Source organism: Rhodococcus sp. MSC1_016 (genome assembly GCF_023667485.2).
Lineage (GTDB): Bacteria > Actinomycetota > Actinomycetes > Mycobacteriales > Mycobacteriaceae > Rhodococcus_F > Rhodococcus_F oxybenzonivorans.
This window is the reverse complement of the sequence record NZ_JAMOZI020000001.1, coordinates 1,024,500-1,049,302: the sequence shown is the minus strand read 5'-3', so window position 1 is coordinate 1,049,302 and position 24,803 is coordinate 1,024,500. Positions and strand designations below refer to the sequence as shown.

The following is a 24,803-nucleotide window of genomic DNA, read 5'->3' as shown; positions in this document are numbered from 1 at the left end:
TGGGGCTGTCACACCCCGATGGCACAATCGGGCGCGTGAACTCACCGGCAGAACTGGGGACATAGCTGTGTTCCTCCTCGACGACACGATCGTCTACAGCGCGAGTGATCTCGCCGCGGCTGCCACGTGCGAGTTCGCCTTGCTGCGTCGACTGGACGCCACCCTCGGGTTCGCGGCGGCCGGCGCGGCCTGCTCCCCTTCCGACGATCCCATGCTGCGGCGCACCTCCAGCCTCGGTGACGCACACGAACACCGCAGGCTCGAGCAGTTCCGCACTGCCTTCGGCGACGGAGTGGTCACGATCGATCGGCCCGACTACACCGCGCTCGGCTTGTTCGAGGCCAATTCCGCTACCGTCGAGGCGATCCGGGCCGGTGCCGACGTCGTGTACCAGGGAACGTTCTTCGACGGCCGCTTCCTGGGTTTCTGCGACTTTCTCATCCGGGACGGCGACACGTACGCCGTCTACGACACCAAGCTTTCCCGACACGCCAAGGTGTCAGCCCTCCTGCAACTCGCCGCGTACGCGGAAGCTCTGCAGCGCAACGGTATTCCCACCTCCCCGGAGGTGCACCTGCTGCTGGGCGACGACAGCGACTCGTCGCACTCCCTCGGTGACATCGCGCCGGTGTATTCCGCCCGCCGGTCCGCCCTCGAACGGGTACTCGACGAACACCGCGACGAGCAGTCGCTCACCGAGTGGGGCGATCCCCGGTACACGGCGTGCGGCCGGTGCGACACCTGCGGGCCGGAGGTAGAGGGGCACCGCGACCTCCTGCTCGTGGCCGGGATGCGTTCGACGCAGCGGAGTCGGCTGATCGCGGGCGGTATCGACACCATCGATGCGCTTGCAGCGCACACGGGTAACGTCGACGGTCTCGCCGAGCGCAGCCTCGACTCGCTCCGCGCCCAGGCCGCGCTGCAGCTACGGCAGGAGGCGTCGGGAACACCCGAATTCGAGGTGTACTCGCCCGGCGCACTCGGCGGGTTGCCCGCACCGGACGACGGGGACATCTTCTTCGACTTCGAGGGAGACCCGCTGTGGGCCGAGGACGGCTCGTCCGACTGGGGTCTCGAGTACCTTTTCGGTGTCGTCGAGGGGCCGCCGCCGGGCGAGAAGTCCGCCGCCCCGGTGTTCCGGCCCTTCTGGGCACACAGCCGCGCCGAGGAGCGTCAGGCCCTCGTCGACTTCCTCGACTACGTCATGGAACGCCGCGCCCGCTACCCCGACATGCACATCTACCACTACGCCGCGTACGAGAAGTCGGCGCTGCTACGGCTGGCGGGGCGCCACGGAGTCGGTGAGGAGTGCGTCGACAATCTGTTGCGCGACAACGTTCTCGTCGACCTGTATCCCGTGGTCCGCTCAGCCCTGCGCATCGGCGAACGTTCCTACAGCATCAAGAAACTCGAACCGCTGTACATGCCCGAGCAGCCGCGCGACGGAGACGTCACCAATGCCGCGGCGTCCGTGGTCGCCTACGCCGATTATTGCGATCACCGTGACAACGGCCGCCTCGACGAGGCCCGCGACCTGCTGCAAGGCATCGCCGACTACAACGAGTACGACTGCGATTCCACCCTGAGATTGCGGAACTGGTTGCTGACACAGGCCGAGAAGCATGGTGTCGCTCTCCGGCCGCCGGGCGCGGCATCCTCTCCCGCCGCAGACGAGTCGACGCCCACGGAATCGGCTCTACGACAGTTCGCCGGCTCCGGACCCGGCGACACCCGCGGGCACGATCAGCAGGCGGCCGCCCTCATGGCGGCCGCGGTCGGATATCACCGCCGGGAGCGGAAGCCCTTCTGGTGGGCGCACTTCGACCGTCTCGTCGTCCCTGCCGACGAGTTGTCGGACATCCGGGACGTTCTGGTGGTCGCCACGGCCGCCGTCGAGGAGACCTGGCACAAGAGCACACCGCGGCAACGCAAGCTTCGTCGGCGCCTGAGACTCACCGGACGCTTCGGAACGGGCAGCACCGTCGGCCCCAAGACCACGATGTACGCGCTGTACGACACTCCCGCACCCGAGGCGGTCGCGGGTGACAACCCTCAGCAGAGGGGGACGTCCACCGTCAACGTGCTCGAGGTCGCCAAGGACGAGCGTCGCCGCGACGTCGTGACGGTCGAGGAGCTTCTCGGCGGCGAGGAGTATGCCGAACTGCCGGTGGCCGTCACCCCAGGTCCGCCGATCACGACGGACCGCATCGAATCGGCTATCGCGTCCGCGGCCGACACGATGTGCGAGGCCCTGCCCCACCTTCCCCTGTGCGCGTCGGCAGACATCCTGCGGCGCTTCGACCCTCGGACCCGGAGCGGACGAGCGCTTCCACCGGTTCAGGGCACCGACTACGCGGCGGCCATCACCGCCGCCCTCCTCGACCTCGACAATTCCTACGTCGCCGTCCAGGGGCCGCCGGGCACCGGCAAGACCTACACCGGCGCCCGTGTGATCAAGACTCTCGTCGAGCAACACCACTGGCGGGTGGGAGTTGTGGCGCAGTCACATTCGGTCATCGAGAACATGCTCGGCGGTATCGTCAAAGCTGGCGTGCCCGCGGAGTTGGTGGCGAAAAAGGACGGACGGCACCGCGCTGCAACGTGGACGGACATCGGCTCGAATGACTATCCCGGATTCATCGCCGAGGCGGAGACCACCGGATGCGTGATCGGCGGTACGGCCTGGGATTTCGCGAATACCGATCGGGTGCCACCCGGAAGTCTCGATCTTCTGGTGATCGACGAGGCCGGACAGTTCGCGCTGGCCAACACCATCGCGGTCGGCGGTGCTGCCCGCAACCTCCTGCTTCTCGGTGACCCGCAGCAGCTTCCGCAGGTCAGTCAGGGCACTCATCCCGAACCCGTGGACACGTCCGCGCTGGGCTGGCTCGCCGAGGGGCACGGTGCGCTGCCCCCGAGCCGGGGCTACTTCCTCGAACGCACCTGGCGGATGCACCCGCAGCTGTGCGCACCGGTGTCGGTGCTGTCGTATGACGGGAAGCTTCGGTCTCAGGAAACGGCAAGCACGGCGCGAAGACTCGACGGTATGGAACCGGGAGTGCACACGGTCATCGTCGATCATCAGGGCAATGCCACCCAATCGCCCGAGGAATCGCGGGAAGTGGTCAATCGGATCACCAAGCTGCTCGGGGCCGGGTGGACCGATCCCAGCGAGTTCGACGGCACGCGCCCACTGGACGAATCCGACATTTTGGTGGTGGCGCCGTACAACGCCCAGGTAGCGCTCATCGAGCGAGATCTCGCAGCGGTCGGACTCGACAAGGTAGAGGTGGGAACGGTCGACAAGTTCCAGGGACGCGAGGCGGCCGTCGCCATCGTGTCGATGACGGCGTCCGCGATCGAGGATGTGCCCCGCGGTATGTCGTTCCTGCTGTCCCGTAACCGGATGAATGTGGCCGTCTCCCGCGGCAAGTGGGCTGCCGTCATCGTCCGATCGGAATCCCTGACGCGGTACATGCCGAGCACACCGGAAGGGTTGACCGAACTCGGCGCCTTCATGCGCCTGTGCACGGATCAACCGAAGCATTGACCTTCGCCGCGATAGGTCGGTACCACGGTGCGGGAGCCGTCCGACTCGACGAGATGCAGCTCGGTGAATCGTTCGCACAGCTCACCCGCCTTCGCGTGTCGAAACCACACGCGGTCGCCGACCGCGAGTGACCGTGCCGCCCTCCCGGTCACGGGTGTCTGTACCTCCCCGGCACCTTCGTTGCGCAGCAGAGTCAGGCCTGACGGCCACACGGGCCGGGGCACGCGTGCGGAGCCTGCAGGCCCGGAAGCGATGTAGCCGCCGCCGAGCAAGGTGGCGATCGCGGGCGCAGGTCGGCGGACCGCAGGCAGAGCGAAGTACAGGGCGGGATGCGGGCGGAAGGACCGGTACCGGTCGAACAAGGTGGGAACGTACAGACCCGATCCGGCGGTCACCTCGGTGACCACCGGGTCTGCCGAGCTCACCTCCAGGGAGCCGGTGCCTCCGCTGTTCACGATCGAGAGGGTCCCCACAGCCGTCTGCACCGCATCCACGACGGCGCTCCGACGGGTGGCGAGTTCCTTCGCCGACGCGCGTTTCATCCATCTCACCGGCAGGCTGGAGTCGGGCAACCCGGCGATCTGGGCCTCGTAGAACATCACCCCGACGACGGTGAATCCGCGCTTGTCTGCACGGGTGGCGAGATCGGCGACCTGCGACGGTAGGCGCAGCGGTGAACGGCGTACTCCCATATGCACGGGCCCGAGGCGCAGCGACGCGTCCACGTCGATGCACAGCCTGGCGGGGACGGATTCGGTGCCTGCAGCGGCGGTGATGACGTCGAGGTGCTCGTCGCTGTCGACCATCAGCGTGATCCGGTCGAGAAGGACGGGGTCGGACGCCAGTTCGGCGAGGACGCCGCGGTCCGCGGTGGGATATCCCATGAGGATGTCCTGGGCGCCGGAGCGGGCGAGCCACATGGCTTCGCGCAGCGAGTACGTCATGATGCCGCGAAATCCGTTGTCGGCCGTAAGACTTCGGCCGAGCGCGACCTCGAGGACCGCCCGGCAGCGTACCGACTTGCTGGCGACGCGGACCGGTGTCCCCCCGGCTCGTCGCACGAGATCCCGCGCGTTGGCGCGCAGGGTCGGTAGGTCGACCGCGGCCAACGGTGGATCGACCTCCGCCGTGGAGGCGATGAGCCGGTCGAGCGTCGAGGCGATGAGCCGGTCGAGCGTCGAGGCGATGAGGCGGTCGAGCGTGGGGGTCACGGTTCGTCCAATCGTTGCCGCGGGAGGCTGACTCGAACCGTCAGTGAACCACCGTGTTGGACGATTGTCCAGATCGTCTCGATCGGTCGAATCCCCAGGATCAGGAGTGCTCGACGGCCTTCGACGCGATGATGTGCACAAGGTCGTCGAGCGCCGCGATCATGGCCTCGCTGTCGCGGTCGACGAGCCACCGCAGCACCAACCCGTCCAGCATGGCCAGGCCGAAACGCGCGATGGACTCGACGGGAGTGCTCCAGCCGACGTTGGAAATCCGCGCACACTCCGCGAGGAACTCGATGGCCTCATGGTCCATGGTGCGGTATTGCCGCCCGGCGATGTCGCCCGCCCGTTCACTACCGGAGGCGCGATGCCGCAGCGCCTGGGCGGTGATCTCGTAGGTGAGTAGCTGCCGGTCCGGGGTGGCCTCGATAATCGGCCACATCCCGCTGATCCCGATGTGGAGAAGTTCACGCAATCCCGCGGCCCCCCGCAGGTCCGGCGCGTGCCGCACCTGACCGAAAGCCAGCCTCATCGACTCGCTGAGTTGCAATATCAGGCTCTCCCCCATCGCGGCGAGCAACTCTTCCTTGCTCTCGAAGCAGTAATGCACCACCCCGAGCGACACGCCGGCCTCCTCGGCTACGGCTCGAACCGTGACCGAAGCGACGCCACGTTGCTCCGCGATGGAGAGGGCCGATTCGACGAGTTGAGCGCGACGTTCGTCCGCGGGGAGCCTGTTCAGCATTCTCCGATCGTAGGACCTGAGCCGGTACCGGCACGGAACAACACGGGGTTGCGCGGAAGCCGTCATTTGCCTGGACGAGCGTCCAGGTTCATGATGAGCCCATGGGACAGGACACGTGGCACAACTGGGCGGGCACCGAAACGGCAAGCCCGTACCGTTACGCGACGCCCCGTTCCGTCGACGAGCTGAGCGCCCTGGTATCCGAGGCCGCGGAGCGAGGGCTGCGTGTGAAGGCGGTGGGAGCTGCGCATTCGTTCACCGGGGTCGCAGTCACGGACGGGATTCTCGTCAGCCTAGACAATCTGAGCGGAATCGATTCCGTGACGCTCGACGACCGTGCAGGCGCTCTCGTCACCGTATTCGCGGGCACCCGGTTGCACGAGCTGAACGAACAACTCTGGCACCGCGGATTGGCCATGATCAATCTCGGCGACATCGATGTGCAATCGGTGGCGGGCGCCCTTTCGACCGGCACCCACGGCACCGGAGCGCGTTTCGGTGGCCTCGCCACTCAGATCCGCGCATTGCAGGTGGTGCTGGCCGACGGTTCGATCGTCGAATGCTCGCCGGCCGAAAATCCCGACTTGTTCGAGGCTGCGCGTCTGGGCCTCGGCGCTGTGGGAATCATCTCCAAGGTCACGCTGCAGTGCGTCGCGCACTTCGTGATGCACGCCGTGGAGGCGCCCGGGTCATTGGACTCGACGCTCGATCGACTCGACCACGACCGCACCGGGGTGGACCATTTCGAGTTCTACTGGTTTCCCCACACTCGGCGGGTGCTCACCAAGCGCAATACCCGGCTGCCCGGCGACACCCCGATCTCGCCCCTTCACCCGCTCCGCGCCTACGTCGACGACGAGGTGCTCACCAATGTCGTCTTCGAGGGCCTCAATCGGGTGGCTACCCTTGCGCCGTCGGCGATCCCGAAGATCAACCAGCTCTCCTGCCGCGTTCTGGGCACACGCGAGTACACGGATCGGAGTTATCGCGTCTTCGCCTCGCAGCGGCGGGTGAAGTTCCGCGAGATGGAGTACGCGGTACCCGTCGAGGCACTCCCGGATGTCCTCGTCGCCATCGATTCGTGGGTCGAGAACTCCGGTTTCACGGTGGCGTTCCCCGTGGAGGTGCGGTTTGCCGCCGCGGACGATGTGTGGTTGTCGACGGCGAACGGCCGGAACACCGCATACATCGCGGTCCATCAGTACTACCGCCGCGACCACGAGCCCTACTTCGCGGCGGTCGAAGCCATTGCCCGCAATGTGGACGGCCGTCCGCATTGGGGAAAGATGCACGGCCGCACGGCCGACGACCTGCGCACCACCTACCCCGACTTCGACAGGTTCGTCTCCGCACGCGACAAGTACGATTCCGCGCGAATGTTCGGCAACGCGTACCTGCAGCAGGTCCTCGGTCGCTAACGTGGTCTAGGTGCCCCCCAGTCGATCTTTCGATCGTCGCGCATTTCTCCGTGTTGCCGGAATCTCCGGAGCGGCAGCGCTCGGCGTCACCGTGCTCGGCGCCTGCGGCGAACGACTTCACGACCCGGAAGTCCCCCCGTTGCCCGACGGCAGCCTGTTCGACCCGAACGCAGGCACCTCCGAGTTCGTGCCCACCGACAAGGCGACGTGGCGTCTGCAGGGCGCTCCGCTCGTCGCACCGACCGGTGACGGAGCGCTTGCCGGACTACGGGTTGCCGTCACCGATCTGTATGCCGTGGCCGGCAGGCAGATCGGGGCAGGCAGTGGGCGGTGGCTGGCCGGGGCGCCCGTCGAAACCACCACCGCCATAGCGGTGGCACGTCTTCTCGAGCACGGCGCCGAGGTCGTGGGTATTGCTCAGACCGACGATCTCGGTTACGGCCATTCGGGTGTCAATCAGCAGTTCGGGACACCGCCGAATCCACGGGCGGAGGACCGCCTACCGGGCGGAGCAACGTCGGGTGCGGCGAGCGCGGTCGCTCAGGGCGAGGCCGACATCGGACTCGGAATCGACACCACCGGGTCCGTCCGCATCCCCGCGTCGTATCAGGGCCTGTACGGGTTCTCGCCGTCGCGCAGTGCCGTGTCCAGTGAAGGCCTCGTTCCCCTCTGCCCGACCTTCGACACTCCGGCGTGGGTGTGCAGCGACATCGACACTCTCGCAGCCGTGTCGGGCGTGCTGCTTCCGCTCACAGCGGAGCGCCCCTTCGCCACAGCGCTGAGTTCGGACGGAATCAATGCCGTCGCCGACGCCGGGGTCCTCGCTGCGGTGCGGCGCGCACTCACCGCCTGGGAGAAGAGCAGCCTGCCGCGACTCGTGCGCACCGACACGGACATCGGCCGGCTACCCGACTGGTACGACGCCGTCAGCGACGTGCAGGGGTACGAGGCGTGGCGGCTGCACGGCGAGTGGATCGGGCAGGCGATCACCTCGCTCAGTGACGAACCGCGCCGCAATTTCGCCGCCGCAGGGCGGATCTGGGACTCGACGTACGCCCGTCAGATGAGAGTGCTGGCCGAGGCCTCCGACACGATCACCCGTTTCATCGGAAACAGCCTGCTGGTGCTGCCTGCGACCTCCTCGGCTGCGCCGCCGAGGCAGAACGACCCGAGCGGCGAACGCTTCCGCAACATCATGCGCACCACCGGAATGCTCACCTCGCTGGCGACCATCTCCGGCCTTCCCAGTGCAACGGTGCCCCTACGCACGGACGACGGAATCCCGGTCGGGCTCTGCGTGGTGGGCCCTTTCGGGCGCGATCGCGACGTGCTGGCGGCCGTCACCAGTGTCGGCGACGCCGGGCTGACCGACTGAACCTCAGCGCCGGAGAAGTTCCGCCTTGCGTGCCTCGGTCGCGAACGAGGCCTTGATGGAGTTGCGCGCCAACGTGTCTTGTTCGGCGTCCGTGAGTCCGAGCTGATCGCGCAGCTGGGCGAAATTGTCGTCGACGTATCCACCGAAATAGGCGGGATCGTCGGAGTTCACGGTGACCACCAGTCCGGCGTCGAGCATGGTCCGCAGGGGATGCTCGGCGAGCGAGTCGACAACGCACAAGCGCACGTTGGACAGCGGGCACACGGTGAGGGGAATCTCCTCGTCCACCAGTCGTTCGACGAGCGCCGGGTCCTCGAGGGCTCGCACGCCGTGGTCGATGCGCTCGGCACCGAGGAGGTCGAGCGCCTGCCAGATGTACTCCGGCGGACCCTCTTCGCCGGCGTGCGCCACCACGTGCAGTCCTTCCGCGCGGGCGCGGGCGAAGACGTCCTCGAACAGTGACGGCGGATTGCCCCTCTCCGCCGAATCGAGTCCCAGCCCGATGATCGGAGACTGCAACCGGAGAATCTCCGAGAACATCTCTTCTGCTTCGCTAACCGGACGGTCACGCAGAATTGCAGCGATAGCCGCACTACTGAGCCCGAACTCCCGCTCGCTGCCTGCGACAGCGTCCATGATTCCGTCGAGAACTTCGGTCAGCGGCACACCACGATTGATGTGCGCCTGCGGATTGAAGAAGAACTCGACGTGCGCCACACCGGCCGCCGATGCCCGGGCGAAGTAGGCGCGGGTCAGATCGGCGAAATCCTGGGCGGTCCGCAGAACCTGCATGTTGGCGAAGTAGAGATCGAGGAACGACTGCAGGTCGGTGAATTCGTACCGCGAACGCAGATCGTCCAGGTCTGCGTACGGCAGTGGCACCGCGTTGCGTTCGGCGAGCCCGAAGATCAGCTCGGGTTCGAGCGACCCCTCGATGTGCATGTGCAACTCGGCGACGGGGAGGTTCACGGGAATGGTGCCTGCTTTCTCGGCGCCTAGGCGGCGACGTCGCGTTCGACGATACGGACGAAGCCGTCGGAGTCGATACTCGCGGTGTCGCCGGTGTGAAACCAGCCACCCGTGAAGCTCCGTGCGGTGGCCTCCGGGCGGTTCCAGTAGCCACGTGTCACACCTGGTCCCCGACAGCACAATTCACCGAATCCGTGCTGCGCTTCCGGGCCGAACAGCGCCACCTCCATTCCACCGAACGCGATTCCCACACTTCCGGCGTGGGTCAATGCACATTCGTCGGGAAGGGCCAGTCCGGCGCCGCACGTTTCGGTCATCCCCCACCCCAGGAAGTGCTTGGCGGCCGGGAATGTTCTGCGCAGGAACTGGGCCTGCTCGACGGACAGGCCGGCGCCGCTGTAGTCGATCCACCGCACTGGCCGACGACCGAAGTTGGTCACCGGCGACTCCTCGACCGCACGCAGGAGGGTGGCCGGCGCCGCGGTCAGAACGTCGGCGCCCGTTCCACGCCACGACGCGGAATCCGTGCTCGTCGTCAACAGGGCGGTGCCGCCCACCACGAGTGTCGACAATAATTCGACGAGCGATCCGACGGTGTGCAGTTCGGGGTCGACCAGCAGGTTACGCAGTCCCTCCGAGCTGAACCGCCGCGCGTGGATCACCGATTCGAGGGTGGACAGGACGTTCTCGTTGCTCAGTTCGACACCCTTGGGCGAGCCGTCACCGGTGTACGACAGCAGCACCAGTTCCTCGGGACCGGCGCCGTCGTCGATGAACGAGATTCCGTCGGGAAGTTCCCCGTCGAGGACCATCACCGACTCGCTGTCGGCGAGGACCGTGTCGGTGGCGGACTGGTCCAGTTCCGGACCCACCCCGACCGGTACCCCGCCTGCGAGGAGGACCCCGAGGAAGGCTTCGACCCAGCGCACTCCCACCGGTTGCCGGACGGCCACCCGGTCGCCGATCTCGACTCCCCTCGTCTTCAGGCCGCCGGCCACCCGGGCAGCCGACGTCCACAACTGCGAGAAGGTGAGCGTCCGGCCACCGTCCTCCTCGACCGCCACCCTGCCCGCGTAACGGTGCACGGCGATGTCGAGCAGTTCGGTCAGTGACGGCGTGAGACCGCCGTACCGGAGGAGGCCGTCGCGTCCGCGGGCCATCCGGTCGTCGTGGAAGAAGGCGGAACTGCACGGGTACTCGACGAGGGACGACGGCATGTGGACCTCCGCTGACTGACCGGAACGCTGCCCCGACTATATGACGCCGGTCACAATCGTGTGCACAGTCGGGCGACTCTAGCGGCCTCGGTACGAGGCCTTGCCCGGCCCGTCGGTAAGAAAACTGCGGACCGCACCCGACAGGTCTTCGGTTTCGAAGAGCGCGCCGGACACTTCCGGTGTGATCGAGTCGGCGTGCGCCACTCCACCGGATCGCCACGCTGAGATGATCTGTTTCGTCGCATCGTGGGCGCGGGTCGGTCCGTCCGCGAGGCGCGTGGTCAGGGCCCGGGCCTCGGTGTCGACGTCGTCGTGGACCGCGTTCACCACACCCCAACCCTGCAGTGTCGCGGCGTCGTACAGATCTCCGGTCATCACCAGTTCGCGGGCACGGCCGGAACCGGCACGCTCGGCCAGTCGCTGAGGTCCCCCCATCGACGGAGTCAGACCCACCACGGTCTCGACCAGACCGAACTTCGCCTTCGGTGCGGCCAGGATGATGTCGCAGGCGAGGGCGATCTCGAATGCCGCGGTCAGGGTCAGTCCATGGGCGGCGTAGACCACCGGGCACGGCAGTGCCTCGATCGGATGGCAGATGTCCGCGAACAGCTGCTGCCACAAATCCGCAGCTTGCTCGGCGCTGAGCCCGTCGAAGAGATGGACGTCGACGCCCGCCGACACCACTTTGCCTTCCGCACGCAGCAGCACGGCACGCGGCGGGTCTTCGGTGAGAGTCGCGACATCGGCCTGGACGGCGTCGAACATGGTCTGGTCGAAGAGGTTCAGCGGGCCGTGGGCGAACGTGAGGGTCGCGAACTCGGCACCCGCATCGGTGCGGACGCGTTCGAGTCGGGTGGGGTGCGATGCGACAGCGGGATCGGTCATGCCGCCACACTGCCACACCGGCAACGTCAGTCCTGTAGCGACGATTCGCTGCTCGTCTCGACGTCGACAGTGTCGTCGGAATCCTTCTCCCGCAGCGGGCGGGCAAAGCAGACGGAGGCAACGAAGCCGACCAGCAGAATCGCGGCGGGTAGCCACACCGATTGGGACATGGCCGTGGCGAACGGGTCTTTCAGGGCCTCGGGCAGCTCGCCGACACCGGCGTCCTGGCTCCCGCCTGCCATCCCCTGCGCGGACAGCCGCGCAGTAATGAGCGCGCCGATGGCGGCGCTGCCGAGGACGGCCCCGACCTGGCGGGTGGTGTTGTACACGCCGGCCCCTGCGCCCGCCTGATGCGGCGGCAGGTTGTGGGTGGCGGTGGCAGCGAGCGGGGACCAGATACACGAATTGGCCACGCCGATCAGACCGATGGGGAGCAGCAGCTGCCAGATGGCGACACCGGGCGACATGACCATCGCCAGCCAGCCCAGCGCGATCGCGAACAGCAGGAAGCCCGTCCCGGCGATGTACCGCGGGTGCGTGCGGTCCACCAGCCTCCCGACGAACGGGGCGAACACACCGGTGAAGACGGCCATCGGCACCAACAACAAGGCCGACTCCGTAGGCGACAGGCCGCGCACGCCCTGCGTGTAGAACATCAGTGGCAGAACCATGGCCGTGACCGCGAACCCCATCGCGGTGATCCCGACGTTGGCGAGGGCGAAGTTGCGATCCCGGAACAAGCTCAACGGCAGCAACGGTTCGTTGCGATTCCACGACTGATACCAGACGAAGATCCCGATGAGGACCACCCCGGCGCCGATCGACAGCCACACGATTCTCGACCAGTCGTACGAACTGCCCTCCTGGATGCCGAACACAAGCAGGAACATGCCCGACGCACTGAGCACGACACCCGGGATGTCGAACTTGTGCGCGTGGGTTTCGAGCGCGGGAACGAGCCGCCATGCGAGCACGAACGCGATCACGCCGACCGGCACGTTGACGATGAAGATCCATTCCCAGCCCAGGTTGTCCACCAGCACACCGCCGGCGAGAGGACCGACCAACGTCGCGACGCCCGCCACCGCACCCCACAGGCCCATCGCCGTGCCGCGCCGGTCGGGCGGGAAGGTACGGGTGATGACGGCCATCGTCTGCGGTGTCATCAGCGCGGCACCGAGTCCCTGGAACACCCGGGCGACGATCAGCATCGTGACGGTTCCGGACAGGCCGCACCACAGCGATGCACCGGTGAACAGCACGAGCCCGATCAGGTAGACGTTCTTGGGTCCGAATCGGTCACCGAGCCGGCCGGTGACGAGGAGGGGAACCGCGTACGCCAGCAGGTAGGCGCTGGTGACCCACACCACGCTGGTGATGTCGGTACGCAGGTCTGTCAGGATCGCCGGGTTGGCCACCGCCACGATGGTGCTGTCGACGAGGATCATGAAGAACCCGATGACCAGCGCCCACAGGGCGGGCCAGGGGTTGCCCTGTTCGGGCGGGGCGGCGGCAAGTCGTGCGGTGCGCTCGGTATCCATCGTCAATCCTTTGCTGAACCGGAATGGTCCGGGCGTGCGAATGTCAGGCCTTCGAGGAATTCCAGCCAGGACAGCGTCCCGGAGTCGATATCGCTCACGAGCGCGCGGAGCCAGTCACGTTCCGCGCGGGCGACAGTGAGCAGATACTCGTTTCCCAGGCTGAAGATGCGCGGCGGTGCCTCGTTGCCGTCGGCGGAGGCCACGAGTTCGTCGATCTCCTGGTCGAGGCGGCCCAGACGCTCGCGCAGCAGGTTTACTACCGCACCCGACTCGAGGTTGTGCGCCTCCGCGAGCGCGAGCGGGAACTGCGGGTACTCCCGGGCGGGGGCGGCGAGCATGTCGCTCACCCGGTGGCCGAGGGCGTCCCGCCCGGACTCCGTGATCTCGTACATCGTGCGCTCGGGCCGGTTGCCCGCCCTATCGGTGCCCGTGGTGCGCACTAGGCGTTCGGCCTCGAGCCTGTTGACCGTGTGGTAGAGCGATCCCGGCCTGATCTTCACCAGGCGTCCGCGACGGGTGTCGGCGAGTTGGTACATCTCGTACGGGTGCATCGTTCGCTCGTTGAGTAAACCGAGAATGGTGACGGCGAGCGGCGTCAGCACCATCCGCATCGCCTTCCGCCGTCGAATACTCCACACGGAATATACCGGACCGGCCACACGGGATCAGCGGTTACCGTTGCTGCGTGGATCCGCATCATCTCGACATCGTTCGACTCGCCTGGTCGCGTGAACTCGGACTCCCCGACGACGCGCTCACGGACAGGCCCGGCCGGGCCACCCGTGCCGATCCCGAGGCGGACACCCTCCGTTTCCTCGACCTGCGGGGCACCTCGGCCATGGTGGGTCCCGACTGGATACTCCGGCGCGCGGAACGACTCTCGGACCGGGACCTGACCGAACCCGCAACTCTGCTCGGCCTCGTCGAGGATCGTTCGGTCCGCTGCTCCGGACCGCTCACGCTGTGGTTCACCAGCGACTATCAGGAACCGGCGACCGGGCGACCGCCTGTGGTGTCGGACGACCGCGAGCACGTGCGGGAACTGGAGACCGCCTGCCCACCGGACGACGTGACCGAAGCCCACCTGAGCACTCGAGACCGGTGGTTCACGATCCTGGACGACGCGCAGCAGCCGGTCAGTTCCGCCGGGTACAGCGAATTCCAGGGATTCGTCGCCGATGTCGCCGTCCTGACCGCTCCCCTCTTCCGGTGCCGGGGGCTCGGCACCCAGGCCGCCGGAATCGCCACCGACGATGCGCTCGACAGCGGACTGATCGCCCAGTTCCGTGCACCGCGCGATGCCCCGGCCTCCTGTCGGCTCGCTGCCCGCTCGGGTTACCGCGAACTCGGAACATACATCGAGGTCACCGTCTCCCGAAGTACGCTGTGAGACACCATCGACGGACGAGGACGGGTCGATCATGACTGAGCAGAAACAGGACGAATCGGGTTCGGCCGGCTATGTCGAACCCGGTTCCGAGTTCACTCGGGACACTCACTACATCGCCACGCGGATCACCGCTGACGGACGAGACGGGTACCCGGTCGAGCCGGGCCGCTATCGACTCGTGGCCGCGCGAGCGTGTCCGTGGGCGAATAGGGCGATCATCGTGCGGCGGCTGCTCGGACTCGAGGACGTGTTGTCGATGGGCCTGTGCGGCCCGACCCACGACGAGCGGAGCTGGACCTTCGACCTGGACCCGGGTGAGGTCGACCCCGTGCTGAAGATCCCGCGCCTGCAGGACGCCTACTTCGCGCGTTTCCCGGACTACGAGCGCGGAATCACCGTTCCCGCGATCGTCGACGTGCCCACCGGGCAGGTGGTCACCAACGACTATCCGCACATCACCCTCGATCTGTCCACCGAGTGGACGAAATACCACCGCGAGGGAGCGCCCGAGCTGTACCCGGAGGAGCTTCGCGACGAAATCGACGAGGTGGCCGAGTTCGTCTTCCGTGATGTCAACAACGGCGTGTACCGCTGTGGTTTCGCCGGCTCACAAAGCGCCTACGATTCCGCATACGACCGCCTGTTCGCGCGCCTCGACTGGCTCGAGGAGCGGCTGACCACCCGCCGGTACCTCGTCGGCGACACCATCACCGAGGCGGACGTGCGGTTGTTCACCACATTGGCCCGCTTCGATTCCGTTTACCACGGGCATTTCAAGTGCAATCGCAACAAGCTCAGTGAGATGCCTGCCTTGTGGGGCTACGCGCGTGACCTGTTCCAAACCCCGGGATTCGGAGACACCATCGACTTCGTTCAGATCAAGCAGCACTACTACATGGTGCACACCGACATCAACCCCACCGGAATCGTCCCGAAAGGCCCGGACCTGTCGGGCTGGTTGCAGCCGCACGGACGTGAGGAGCTCGGTGGCAGGCCGTTCGGGACCGGCACACCGCCGCCCCCGCCGCGGACCGGGGAGGAAGTGCCCGCGGGCCACGGCGCCTGAGCGGGTGGGGCCGTCTACGCGCCGGTGTAGGTGCCGAAGCTCCAGAACACGCCCTCGGGGTCACGGCAGGTGAATCCGCGCGATCCGTAGTCTTCGTCCCGCAGTCCGCGAACGATCGTGGCCCCGGCAGCGACCGCGCGCTGGTGGAGCGCGTCGGGGTCGTCTACGACGAGGTACACCGAGCCCGTCCCTGGCGGCAGGTCGCTGATGACCGAGTCCTCACTGGGCGAGCCGAGCATGATGCCGCCGCCCTTCGGCCAGCCGAGTTCGGCGTGCTCCACCCGGTCGCCCTCGCCGTACACCGCCTTCTCGACGAATCCGAAGGTGTCGACGAGGAAGCGGATCGCGGCGCGCGCGTCGCGGTAGACGAGGGTGGGCCATACACACGTAATTTGCGTCGAAGTAGTCATGTCGTCACTCTGCGCCGTCGTCGTGGTCGGAGTCTTGGACAAATGAGAACGGTTCGTTCTCGCGCCACCGCGACGGTGCGACACCCGCGAGGTCACGCCAGTCGCGGGCCATGTGAGCCTGGTCGTAATAGCCGCATCGTGCGGAGACCTCGGCGAGCGTGGCGCAGTGGGCCCGCTTCAGCATCCGGTGCGAGCGGTGAAAGCGCGACAACCGCGCCACATCTTTGGGCGTGACGCCGTACTCCGCAACGAATCGGTTCACCAGATGCCTTCTGCTCCAACCTATGTCGCGAGCGACCGCGTTCACTCGCACTGCCCCTTCACCGGCGAGCAACGTCCAGGCCTGCACGAGATGGGGGTCGATCTCCGCGTCGGCGATGCGCCGCCCGAGTACCTCGTCGAGAATGCGGAACCTCTCCTCCCACACCGATTCGAGGGACAGCCGTTCGACCAGTTCCGTCGCATCGGCACCGAGGAGGTCGTCGAGTCCGACCACCCAGGCACCGAGGGCCGACGCGGGCACGCCCAGCAGAGCCCGCGCACCGAGGGGACTCAACGCCAGCTGGATCCCGTGCTGATTGCCGTCGTGCCGAATCGTCACCGGGGCCGTCGCGATGCCACTGGCAAGCGTGTCGTAGAAGCCGGGCGCCTGCTCCGGCGCGGCCTGCTCGGCGATCTCGAGCGGCGCATCGAGCGAGACGACGACGGTGAGCGACGGCGAGGGCAGACCGAGGTGAAGTCCGGGCTCGAATCCCGTCAGGCGATAGCCTTCGTACCCCGACACCAGGGCGCGCAGCGGCGGGGCCGGTCGACGGCGTGCACCGTCGGACACGCCCCGAACCGGAGAAACGCTGCCCGCGACAGTCACGACAACAGCGTAAGCACCGCCACCGCCGTCGGCCACCGTCTTTTTCCCACCTACAGTCGTATCCGGCACACTCGAAGTACACGGCGAGACGGGAGCCCCGATGGCTGACAATGGTGGACGGATCGAGAAGGCCCTGGTCTCGGTTCTGGACAACGGGAGCAGACTGCAGGCACCCGCTGTGGCCAAGTACGTCGAGTGGGTCCGGCGTTCACATCCCGACGAATCGCCCGCCCAGATCGTCGAGCGCATGGAAAAGATGTTCCTGCTGGCAGTGACGGGTAGCGGCAGCGCAGTGGGCGCCGCGGCCGCGGTTCCCGGTGTCGGGACGGTGGCATCGATTGCGGCCGTCGGCGCCGAGTCCGCGTTCTTCCTCGAATCAGCGGCGTTGCTGACGCTCGCCGTGGCATCGGTGCACGGCATCTCCGCCACCGATCATCAACAGCGCCGGGCGCTCGTCCTGGCCGTCGCACTCGGTGAATCGGGCATGGAGATCGTCCAGAAGGCGACGGGCGTGACCGCGAAGAACTGGGGGACGGCCATCACCAGCCGCATCCCGGGCCCCACGATGAGAGGCATGAACAGCCGCCTGCTGCGCAAGTTCGTCACCAAGTACGCGGCCCGGCGCAGTGCGCTGATTCTCGGCAAACTCGTGCCTGCCGGGATCGGCGCAGCGATCGGCGGCGCCGGAAACCGGGCCATCGGCAAGGGCGTCGTGAAGAATGCGCGCGAAGCTTTCGGTCCCGCACCTGCCCGCTGGCCGGATCAGCTGAGAGTCATCGAGGCCTGACCGGTTTCGCGCAGATCAGTGCGCGAAGTGCTGCGCCGCCGAATGTCCGCCGCCCTTCTCGCGTAGTTCCGCGCAGACTTCCTCGATCGCCTCGGAGACCAGCGATCCCAGGTCTGCGCTGAACCCCTCGCGGACGACGATGCGCAGCACCGCCACCTCTTCTGCGTCTGCAGGCATCGTGTAGGCAGGCACTTGCCAACCCCGCGCCCGGAGTTCGTGCGACACGTCGAAGACCGTGAATCCGGGGTCCCCGACGAGCTCGAAGGCGATCACCGGGATGTCACTTCCGTCGCTGATCAACGTGAAGTGCTCGATTTCGGCGATGCGCTTACCCACACGGACAGCGGTGTCGCGCAACGTCTCCATGATCGCCCGGTACCCGGATCGGCCGAGGCGCAGGAAGTTGTAGTACTGCCCCACCACCTGATTGCCGGGACGCGAGAAGTTCAGCGTGAACGTCGGCATATCGCCGCCGAGGTAGTTGACCCGGAACACCAGCCCCTCGGGCAGATACTCACCGGCGCGCCACACGACGAACCCGATACCCGGATACGTCAGCCCGTACTTGTGGCCGCTGACATTGATCGAGACGACTCGTGGGACCCGGAAGTCCCACAACAGTTCCGGTTGGAGGAACGGGATCACGAAACCCCCGCTGGCCGCGTCGACATGAATCGGGACGTCGGGACCCCCCGACGCCGCCAGCTGCTCGAGTGTGTCGGCGATCTCGGCCACCGGTTCGAGCTCACCCGTGTAGGTAGTGCCGATGATCGCCACCACCCCGATGGTGTTCTCGTCGACCGCACCCCGTACCTGCTCCGGCGTGATGATGTACCGGCCCTTCTCCATCGGCAGGTAGACCGGCTCGACGTCGAAGTACCGGCAGAACTTCTCCCACACCACCTGAACATTGCTGCCCAGAACGAGATTCGGCCGGGTGGCGTCCTTGCCTGCCTCTTGACGCTGCGCGCGCCATCGCCACTTCAGTGCGAGACCGGCGAGCATCACCGCCTCGCTGGACCCGATCGTGGAGACACCCGTAGCGCTGGCCGGGTCGGTGGTGGAGAGATCCGGCGCGTGAAAGAGATCAGCAACCATCGACACGCACCGGGACTCGATCGCGGCCGTCGCCGGATACTCGTCCTTGTCGATCATGTTCTTGTCGAACGTCTCCGCCATCAGCTTGTCGGCCTCGGGATCCATCCACGTGGTCACGAACGTAGCGAGGTTCAGCCGCGAGCTACCGTCGAGCATCAGCTCGTCGTGAATGAAGCGGTAGGCCGCCTGCGGATCGGTTTCCTCGTCCGGCAACCGCAGCGCCGGGAACGGTTCCACCGACATTCGCCCCGTGTACGCCGGCGCCAGAACATCTCGGTGATGGTGGTGGTGCTTGCTCATGTATGCCCCCAATCGACTTCATACAGGATGCGCTGCGCCGAAGAGCCCTGTACGCCAGTTGGTGAATATCGGGACGGCTGCCCAGTAGGGTCGAGTCGATTCCACACGATCGTGTTCAGGGGAGGACGGCTTGACCACTGCAATGCCGGCAAGTGTCGCGGCGCCGATCGAGGTGTCCGGGCTGTCGAAGAGCTTCAAGAACGTCACCGCCGTCTCCGACCTCAGTTTCTCCGTTCCGCACGGTTCGATCACCGGTTTTCTCGGCCCCAACGGCTCGGGTAAGACGACGACGCTGCGGATGATCCTCGGACTCGTCCGGCCCAGCGCCGGAACCTCCGCAGTCGAGGGCGTCCCGATTCGGGCGCTGCGAGATCCTGCCCGCACGGTCGGCGCCGTGCTCGACTCACAGAGCCTGCACCCTGCGCGCACCGCGCTCGATCACTTGAAGGTGTACGCCTCGGCCATCGGGGTGCCGGACGCGCGGGCCCGACAGGTACTCGCGCTGGTCGGGCTCGAAGACGTGGCGGGGCGTAAGGCCGGCGGATTCTCCCTGGGCATGCGACAGCGCCTTTCGCTCGCGACCGCCCTGCTGGGCGATCCACGCATCCTGGTCCTCGACGAACCGGCCAACGGACTCGATCCCGAGGGGATCGCGTGGCTGCGGGAGTTCCTGAAAGGCTTCGCCGCCTCCGGGCGGACCGTCCTCGTCTCGAGCCACATCCTCCGGGAGGTCGAGCAGACGGTCGACACACTGGTCATCGTCAGTCGGGGTGCACTCGTCTATCAGGGAAGGATGGAGGACCTGCGGAAGTCGCAGCAGAGCCGCCTACTGGTCGCCTCCTCGAGTCCGGCTGCGCTGGCGACCGCTCTGGCCGCGCGAGGCATCGTCGATGCCCGGTCCCTGGCCGACGGCCGTCTCGCCGTGACGGGTGCGGCACTCGACGTCGTGCAGTCGGTGGCCGCCGGAGCCGGAGTGACGATCTTCGGCGCCGTGGCCGAGCACATCGACCTCGAGCAGCTCTTCCTGTCGATGACGACCGGCCAGTACGTTGCCGGTGCGAGCGCGGCTGCGCCCTCCGGATACGGCCCGCCCCCGGCCTACCCGCAGCAGCCCCACTACCCCGGCCACCCGGGTGCCGGCCCTCCTCCGGGGTACGGCCCGCCGGCTGGGTATCCGCCCGCGTATGCCCCGCACCCGCAGGGGCCGATGTCCGGAGGTCCGCGATGACCGCACTGCTCACCGCGGAATTCCGCAAGGTCACCACGTTGCGGTTCTGGTGGATGCTCGGGCTGACCCCGCTGGTCGTCGGGATGTTCTCGAGCGCCATCTCCCTGCCGGTGTTACGCGCCTTCACCGACGCGTTCGAAGCCGATCCGGCCGACGCCAACCTCGCTGCCACAGTGTTCGGGCTTGCCGTCGCCCTGTCGCTCGTCGTGCTCTTTGCCGCCCTCTTCGGAGCAGTGAATGCCGGTACCGAGTTCCGCTACAAGACACTGACCACCACTTTCCTCACCGCCCGTGGCCGAGACGGGGTGATCTGCGCGAAACTGGCCGTCACTGCCGCGTTCGGATTTTTCTACTGCCTCGTCGTCGAGATGGTCAGCGTCGCCCTGCTGCTGACGTTCGGCGGGGAGAACTTCGCACTGCGAGGTTCCCTCTTCGCGATGTTGGCCGCTGCCTTGGTTGCTGCCGCATGCTGGGCGCTGATCGGTGGCGGGATGTCGATGCTGACCGGCTCCTCCGTCGGCAGCTGCATCTCACTCGTCGTGTGGTACACCCTCGGCGAGATGATCCTGCGCTCGATTCTCAGCGGCTTCGGCATCGGCGCAGTGGGCGACGTCCTCCCCGTGTCGGCCACCCTGGGATCCGTCGCCAACGCGGCCGCGGGCAACGACATCGACTGGTTGCCGTTGTGGCCCGCCGCACCGATCGCGGTGATGGTGTGGACGGCACTCTTCACCCTCGCCGGATGGGCCCTGACCCGCAGTCGCGACATCACCTGAGGAACGCCGCGACTGCGGTGTCGGACCGCAGCGCTAACGTGGACACAGTGGCTAACGTGGACACAGCGGCAGGTGAGAGCACATCCGGCTCAGTGATCGAGCGGGAGCAGAGGCGCGTACGCGACACGGTACGGCCCGGCTGGATACGCCGGCTCAGCGCCGAGTGCTGGGCACATCGCCGCGCGACCGTCGGGGCACTGACCGTGACCGTCGTCGCGGCCGGCATCGACATCTCGTTCCCGCTGCTCACCAAGTACGCGCTCGACGCCGCCGGTACGGACCGCGCCACCGAGGTCATCGGCATCGCAGCGCTCCTGATCGCGCTCCTCGCCTGTGTGCGCTTCGCGTGCCAGTACGGCCGGCGGATGCTGGCGGGCAAGCTGTCGCTCGACGTCCAGCACGACCTCAGGCTGGGTCTGCTCGGTGCCCTGCAACGCCTCGACGGACGAGGTCAGGACCAGATTCGCACCGGCCAGGTGGTGTCGCGGTCCATCACCGATCTGCAACTGGTGCAGGGACTCCTCGCGATGGTCCCGTTGTCGGCGGGCGCGTTGCTGCAATTCGTCCTCGCCCTCGGCATCATGGTGTGGCTTTCCCCGCTGCTGACAGTGGTCGCGCTGGTGATCGTCCCGCTCGTCTGTCTCGTCGTCTACGCGATGCGCCCGACGCTCTTCGCCGCCACGTGGTCCGCCCAGCAGCGGGCGGCCGACCTCGCGCAACACGTCGAGGAGACGGTCACCGGGGTGCGCGTCGTGAAGGGCTTCGGGCAGGAACGGCGGGCCGTCGATCAGCTCGAACACCACAGTCGGGCGCTGTATGCGGAACGCCTGCGGGCCGCCCGCATCAACTCCCGCTTCACGCCCACCATGGCCGCACTCCCCCAGCTGGGGCTCGTCGGTGTGATCGCGGTCGGCGGCTACCTGGCCCTGCACGGGTCCATCACGATCGGCACCTTCCTCGCCTTCGCCACCTACGTCACGACGATGACGGCGGTGACCCGCACCCTGTCGTCCGTGGTGATCATGGCGCAACTGTCCCGGGCGGCCGTGGAACGGGTGTACGAGGTGATCGACACCGAACCGGAGGTCGCGGATCCACCACACCCCACCCCGCTGCCGGGCGGACCGCTCGGCGTCGATCTGCGGTCGGTCACCTTCGGGTTCGAGCCGGGCCGCGACACCCTGCGTGGGCTCGACCTACAGATCGCCCCCGGTGAGACGGTCGCGGTGGTGGGAATGGCGGGTTCCGGGAAGACGGCGCTGTCGCTGCTGCTTCCCCGGTTCTACGCGCCCTCCTCGGGCACCGTTGCGCTGACATCCGGCGAGGACGTGTTCGACGTCGCCCAGCTCAGCGCCGAGCACCTTCGTGAAGCCGTCAGCCTCGTCTTCGACGAACCGTTCCTCTTCTCCGACACCATCGCCGCCAACATCGCACTCGGCAGGCCCGATGCCAGCGCCGAGGAAATCCGGGAAGCGGCGACGATGGCGGCGGCCGACGAATTCGTCTCCGCCCTCCCCGACGGCTATGACACCGTGGTCGGGGAACGCGGTCTCACACTGTCGGGGGGACAGCGCCAGCGGATCGCCCTGGCCCGCGCGCTGCTCACCGATCCGCGGGTCCTGATTCTCGACGATGCGACGTCCGCCGTGGATGCGACCACCGAGGCGTCCATCTTCGAGTCGCTCCGGGCAGGCCGCGGCCGCACCGCGCTCGTCCTCGCGCACCGACGTTCCACCCTGTCCCTCGCCGATCGGGTGGCCGTGCTCGACGGCGGAACGATCATCGACAGCGGCACGGTGGCCGAACTCGACGAACGGTGCGCCCTGTTCCGGGCACTGTTCGCGTCCCCGGAGGAGGAAAACGGTTCGGAAGCAGGCCCGCGCGCGGCCGATCCGATGTCGACCCAGCGCATCCCCTCCGCAGCGGAACTGTGGCCCGAGAGCCCCCGAGAGGTGCCGGACGCCACTCTCGCCGCCACCACGGCCGGGCGGACCCCGGCGCCCGCCACCGGACCCGGCGGCGGAGGTCGCGGCGGCGGTGGACCGATGGCCGGCGCCCTCGGAAACATCGCTGCCACCCCCGAATTGCAAGCCGCAGTCGACGCTCTGCCTCCCGCGCTCGAGAGTCCGGGCCTCGACACCCGCACCTTGCGGCTACCCGAGCCGAACTTCCACCTGTCGCGCATCCTGCGACCGGTCCGCGGCCTACTGTTCGCCGTGGTCGCCTGCCTCGCGCTCGATTCCCTCGCCGGGATCGCCTTCCCCTCCATCGTGCGATTCGCCATCGACAACGGGGTGCTCCCGCAGGACTCGGCGACGCTGTGGACCGCCACCGCGGTCGGAATCGCCCTGGTCGCCGCCGACTGGCTGGTGGTCGCGGCCATGACGGTGCTCACCGCCCGCGCAGGTGAACGCGTGCTCTTCGGACTCCGGGTGCGGAGCTACGCGCACCTGCAGCGGCTCGGCCTCGACTACTACGAGCGGGAGCTTTCGGGCCGGATCATGACCCGCATGACCACCGACGTCGACGCGTTGTCGTCGTTCATCCAGACCGGGATGTCCACCGCGGTGGTCAGTGTGCTCACCGTCGTGGGGATCTCGGTCGCACTCGTCGTCACCGACCTCACTCTCGCCGTCGTCGCCCTCGCCGTCATCCCGCCCCTCGTGCTCGCGACGCTGATCTTTCGCCGGATCTCTTCGGTGGCCTACACGGTGTCCCGGGAACGGATTTCCCTCGTCAACGCCGAGTTCCAGGAAAACATCGCGGGCTTGCGCGCCGCGCAGGCCTACCGCCGCGAAGAGTTCGCCGCCCGCAGGTTCGCCGAACGCGCCGACAGTTACCGCCGCAGCCGCATGCGGTCCCAGCGCGCGATCTCGCTGTACTTCCCGTTCATCGCGTTCCTCTCGGATCTGGCGCTTGCCGCTGTCGTGTTCGTCGGTGCCCGGCAGGTCGCGGGCGGCGAGACGTCGTCGGGAACGCTCGTCGCCTTCGTGCTGTACCTCGGCCTGCTGTTCGGGCCCATCCAGCAGCTGTCGCAGGTGTTCGACGGTTACCAGCAGGCCAGTGTCGGCCTGCTCCGGATCGGCGATCTGCTCCGCACTCCGAGCTCCATCGAGCGCGCCGCCGGCGACCATCGGACTCGGATCGACGGGCACCTGAGAGGCGAGGTGCGTCTGCGTGACGTCGGCTTCCGTTATTCCGGCGCGGAGAGTGACGCGCTGACCGACATCGACCTCCACATTCCGGCGGGCGCCACGGTGGCGCTGGTCGGCAAGACCGGCGCGGGCAAATCCACCATCGTGAAACTGCTCGCCCGCTTCTACGACCCGACGTCCGGCTCCGTACTCGTCGACGACGTCGACCTGCGTCACTATTCGCTCGGTGAGTACCGCGGGCGACTGGGCGTGGTCCCGCAGGAGGCGCATCTGTTCACCGGCACGGTCGCGACCAACATTGCGTACGGCAGGCCCGACGCGAGCCGCGAGGAGATCGAGAATGCCGCCCGCGCGGTCGGAGCGCTCGGCACGATCGGCCGGCTGCGGGGTGGGATGCGTCACCCCATCGGCGAGCGGGGGCAGGGGTTGTCGGCGGGTCAGCGCCAGTTGATCGCGCTTGCTCGCGCCGAACTGGTCGACCCCGACCTCCTGCTCCTGGACGAGGCCACCGCCACCCTCGATCCGGCCACAGAGCAGCTGGTTCTCGAGGCCGGCAGCCGCGTGACCCGGCGCCGGACGTCGGTCGTGGTAGCCCACCGACTGGCCACCGCAGCGCGCGCCGACGTGATCCTCGTCATCGACGGAGGCCGGATCGTGGAGACCGGATCGCACGCCACCCTGCGCTCGGCAGGTGGCCACTATGCGGGACTGTGGGATGCGGCGGAGAGCGGTGCAGGGAATAATCGCGGGGCGAGAACCGTCATCGATGGTGACCCCATCCGATGGCCGTGAGACAGCTCACACGTGCAGGCCT

The 24,803-nt window shown here is 67.4% G+C and carries 19 protein-coding genes; 9 read left to right on the top strand and 10 right to left on the bottom strand.

Going from position 1 to position 24,803, the window contains the following annotated elements; translation table 11 throughout:
* Positions 1-67: 67 nt before the first annotated feature.
* Positions 68-3,550, top strand: coding sequence for a TM0106 family RecB-like putative nuclease (locus tag L1080_RS04895; protein WP_250768740.1), 3,483 nt, complete (start codon positions 68-70; stop codon positions 3,548-3,550).
* Here the strand turns inward: L1080_RS04895 and L1080_RS04890 are convergent.
* Both L1080_RS04890 and L1080_RS04885 read right to left on the bottom strand, forming a co-directional pair.
* Entirely contained in the window at positions 3,535-4,713 is a 1,179-nt protein-coding gene (locus L1080_RS04890) for an amino acid deaminase/aldolase (protein WP_250769190.1), read from the bottom strand. The genes L1080_RS04895 and L1080_RS04890 overlap by 16 nt on opposite strands.
* 148 nt (positions 4,714-4,861) lie before the next feature.
* Positions 4,862-5,506, bottom strand: a complete 645-nt coding sequence (locus tag L1080_RS04885; RefSeq protein WP_250768737.1) for a TetR/AcrR family transcriptional regulator — start codon at positions 5,504-5,506, stop codon at positions 4,862-4,864.
* A 101-nt stretch (positions 5,507-5,607) separates the two neighbouring features.
* Between L1080_RS04885 and L1080_RS04880 the strand changes: the two genes are divergently transcribed.
* Positions 5,608-6,924 carry a D-arabinono-1,4-lactone oxidase gene (locus tag L1080_RS04880; protein ID WP_250768734.1) on the top strand — a complete coding sequence of 439 codons (1,317 nt, stop codon included), beginning with the start codon at positions 5,608-5,610 and terminating at the stop codon, positions 6,922-6,924.
* A gap of 10 nt (positions 6,925-6,934) precedes the next feature.
* Positions 6,935-8,299: an amidase family protein gene (locus L1080_RS04875; protein WP_250768731.1), complete on the top strand. Its 1,365-nt coding sequence runs from the start codon at positions 6,935-6,937 to the stop codon at positions 8,297-8,299.
* A 3-nt stretch (positions 8,300-8,302) separates the two neighbouring features.
* On the opposite strand, the gene L1080_RS04870 is transcribed toward L1080_RS04875, so the two are convergent.
* From L1080_RS04870 to L1080_RS04850, 5 genes are all read right to left on the bottom strand, one after another.
* Positions 8,303-9,268, bottom strand: coding sequence for an adenosine deaminase (locus L1080_RS04870; RefSeq protein ID WP_109331763.1), 966 nt, complete (start codon positions 9,266-9,268; stop codon positions 8,303-8,305).
* A gap of 26 nt (positions 9,269-9,294) precedes the next feature.
* Complete coding sequence (locus L1080_RS04865; protein ID WP_250768728.1) at positions 9,295-10,485, bottom strand: class I adenylate-forming enzyme family protein; 1,191 nt, start codon at positions 10,483-10,485, stop codon at positions 9,295-9,297.
* Between the two features lie 78 nt (positions 10,486-10,563).
* Positions 10,564-11,370 carry an enoyl-CoA hydratase/isomerase family protein gene (locus tag L1080_RS04860; RefSeq protein WP_250768725.1) on the bottom strand — a complete coding sequence of 269 codons (807 nt, stop codon included), beginning with the start codon at positions 11,368-11,370 and terminating at the stop codon, positions 10,564-10,566.
* A gap of 26 nt (positions 11,371-11,396) precedes the next feature.
* A complete protein-coding gene (locus L1080_RS04855) occupies positions 11,397-12,911 on the bottom strand; it encodes an MFS transporter (protein ID WP_250768722.1) in 1,515 nt (504 codons plus the stop codon).
* A 2-nt stretch (positions 12,912-12,913) separates the two neighbouring features.
* On the bottom strand, positions 12,914-13,516 hold the full coding sequence (locus L1080_RS04850; protein ID WP_250768718.1) for a PadR family transcriptional regulator: 603 nt from the start codon (positions 13,514-13,516) through the stop codon (positions 12,914-12,916).
* An 80-nt stretch (positions 13,517-13,596) separates the two neighbouring features.
* Here L1080_RS04850 and L1080_RS04845 point away from each other — a divergent pair, with 80 nt between their 5' ends.
* Both L1080_RS04845 and L1080_RS04840 read left to right on the top strand, forming a co-directional pair.
* A complete protein-coding gene (locus L1080_RS04845; RefSeq protein WP_250768714.1) occupies positions 13,597-14,301 on the top strand; it encodes a GNAT family N-acetyltransferase in 705 nt (234 codons plus the stop codon).
* A 31-nt stretch (positions 14,302-14,332) separates the two neighbouring features.
* Complete coding sequence (locus L1080_RS04840; protein ID WP_250768709.1) at positions 14,333-15,367, top strand: glutathione S-transferase family protein; 1,035 nt, start codon at positions 14,333-14,335, stop codon at positions 15,365-15,367.
* A 14-nt stretch (positions 15,368-15,381) separates the two neighbouring features.
* Here the strand turns inward: L1080_RS04840 and L1080_RS04835 are convergent, their stop codons facing one another.
* The gene (locus tag L1080_RS04835; RefSeq protein WP_159925474.1) at positions 15,382-15,777 is read right to left on the bottom strand and encodes a VOC family protein; all 396 of its coding nucleotides are present in this window, start codon (positions 15,775-15,777) and stop codon (positions 15,382-15,384) included.
* A 4-nt stretch (positions 15,778-15,781) separates the two neighbouring features.
* Positions 15,782-16,645: an AraC family transcriptional regulator gene (locus tag L1080_RS04830; RefSeq protein WP_159925473.1), complete on the bottom strand. Its 864-nt coding sequence runs from the start codon at positions 16,643-16,645 to the stop codon at positions 15,782-15,784.
* A gap of 100 nt (positions 16,646-16,745) precedes the next feature.
* Here L1080_RS04830 and L1080_RS04825 point away from each other — a divergent pair, with 100 nt between their 5' ends.
* A complete protein-coding gene (locus L1080_RS04825) occupies positions 16,746-17,432 on the top strand; it encodes a hypothetical protein (protein ID WP_159925472.1) in 687 nt (228 codons plus the stop codon).
* 15 nt (positions 17,433-17,447) lie between these two features.
* Here L1080_RS04825 and L1080_RS04820 read toward each other — a convergent pair whose 3' ends face one another.
* Positions 17,448-18,830 (bottom strand): glutamate decarboxylase, encoded by a 1,383-nt coding sequence (locus tag L1080_RS04820; protein WP_250768706.1) that lies wholly within the window; start codon positions 18,828-18,830, stop codon positions 17,448-17,450.
* 130 nt (positions 18,831-18,960) lie between these two features.
* Here L1080_RS04820 and L1080_RS04815 point away from each other — a divergent pair, with 130 nt between their 5' ends.
* The 3 genes from L1080_RS04815 to L1080_RS04805 are packed head-to-tail and all read left to right on the top strand — an operon-like array spanning position 18,961 to position 24,781.
* Entirely contained in the window at positions 18,961-20,058 is a 1,098-nt protein-coding gene (locus L1080_RS04815) for an ABC transporter ATP-binding protein (RefSeq protein ID WP_159925471.1), read from the top strand.
* Positions 20,055-20,834: an ABC transporter permease gene (locus L1080_RS04810; RefSeq protein WP_250768703.1), complete on the top strand. Its 780-nt coding sequence runs from the start codon at positions 20,055-20,057 to the stop codon at positions 20,832-20,834. Before L1080_RS04815 ends, L1080_RS04810 begins: the two co-directional genes overlap by 4 nt.
* Positions 20,801-24,781, top strand: a complete 3,981-nt coding sequence (locus tag L1080_RS04805; protein ID WP_374433234.1) for an ABC transporter ATP-binding protein — start codon at positions 20,801-20,803, stop codon at positions 24,779-24,781. The genes L1080_RS04810 and L1080_RS04805 overlap by 34 nt, the downstream gene beginning before the upstream one ends.
* Positions 24,782-24,803 lie beyond the last annotated feature (22 nt).

Excerpts from the sequence above, each read along its gene's own strand:
- L1080_RS04885 (WP_250768737.1), bottom strand. The coding sequence starts at position 5,506 with ATGCTGAACAGGCTCCCCGCGGACGAACGTCGCGCTCAACTCGTCGAA.
- L1080_RS04880 (WP_250768734.1), top strand. The coding sequence starts at position 5,608 with ATGGGACAGGACACGTGGCACAACTGGGCGGGCACCGAAACGGCAAGC.
- L1080_RS04865 (WP_250768728.1), bottom strand. The coding sequence starts at position 10,485 with ATGCCGTCGTCCCTCGTCGAGTACCCGTGCAGTTCCGCCTTCTTCCAC.
- L1080_RS04860 (WP_250768725.1), bottom strand. The coding sequence starts at position 11,370 with ATGACCGATCCCGCTGTCGCATCGCACCCCACCCGACTCGAACGCGTC.
- L1080_RS04855 (WP_250768722.1), bottom strand. The coding sequence starts at position 12,911 with ATGGATACCGAGCGCACCGCACGACTTGCCGCCGCCCCGCCCGAACAG.
- L1080_RS04850 (WP_250768718.1), bottom strand. The coding sequence starts at position 13,516 with ATGGTGCTGACGCCGCTCGCCGTCACCATTCTCGGTTTACTCAACGAG.
- L1080_RS04840 (WP_250768709.1), top strand. The coding sequence starts at position 14,333 with ATGACTGAGCAGAAACAGGACGAATCGGGTTCGGCCGGCTATGTCGAA.
- L1080_RS04835 (WP_159925474.1), bottom strand. The coding sequence starts at position 15,777 with ATGACTACTTCGACGCAAATTACGTGTGTATGGCCCACCCTCGTCTAC.
- L1080_RS04825 (WP_159925472.1), top strand. The coding sequence starts at position 16,746 with ATGGCTGACAATGGTGGACGGATCGAGAAGGCCCTGGTCTCGGTTCTG.
- L1080_RS04820 (WP_250768706.1), bottom strand. The coding sequence starts at position 18,830 with ATGAGCAAGCACCACCACCATCACCGAGATGTTCTGGCGCCGGCGTAC.
- L1080_RS04810 (WP_250768703.1), top strand. The coding sequence starts at position 20,055 with ATGACCGCACTGCTCACCGCGGAATTCCGCAAGGTCACCACGTTGCGG.
- L1080_RS04805 (WP_374433234.1), top strand. The coding sequence starts at position 20,801 with ATGGGCCCTGACCCGCAGTCGCGACATCACCTGAGGAACGCCGCGACT.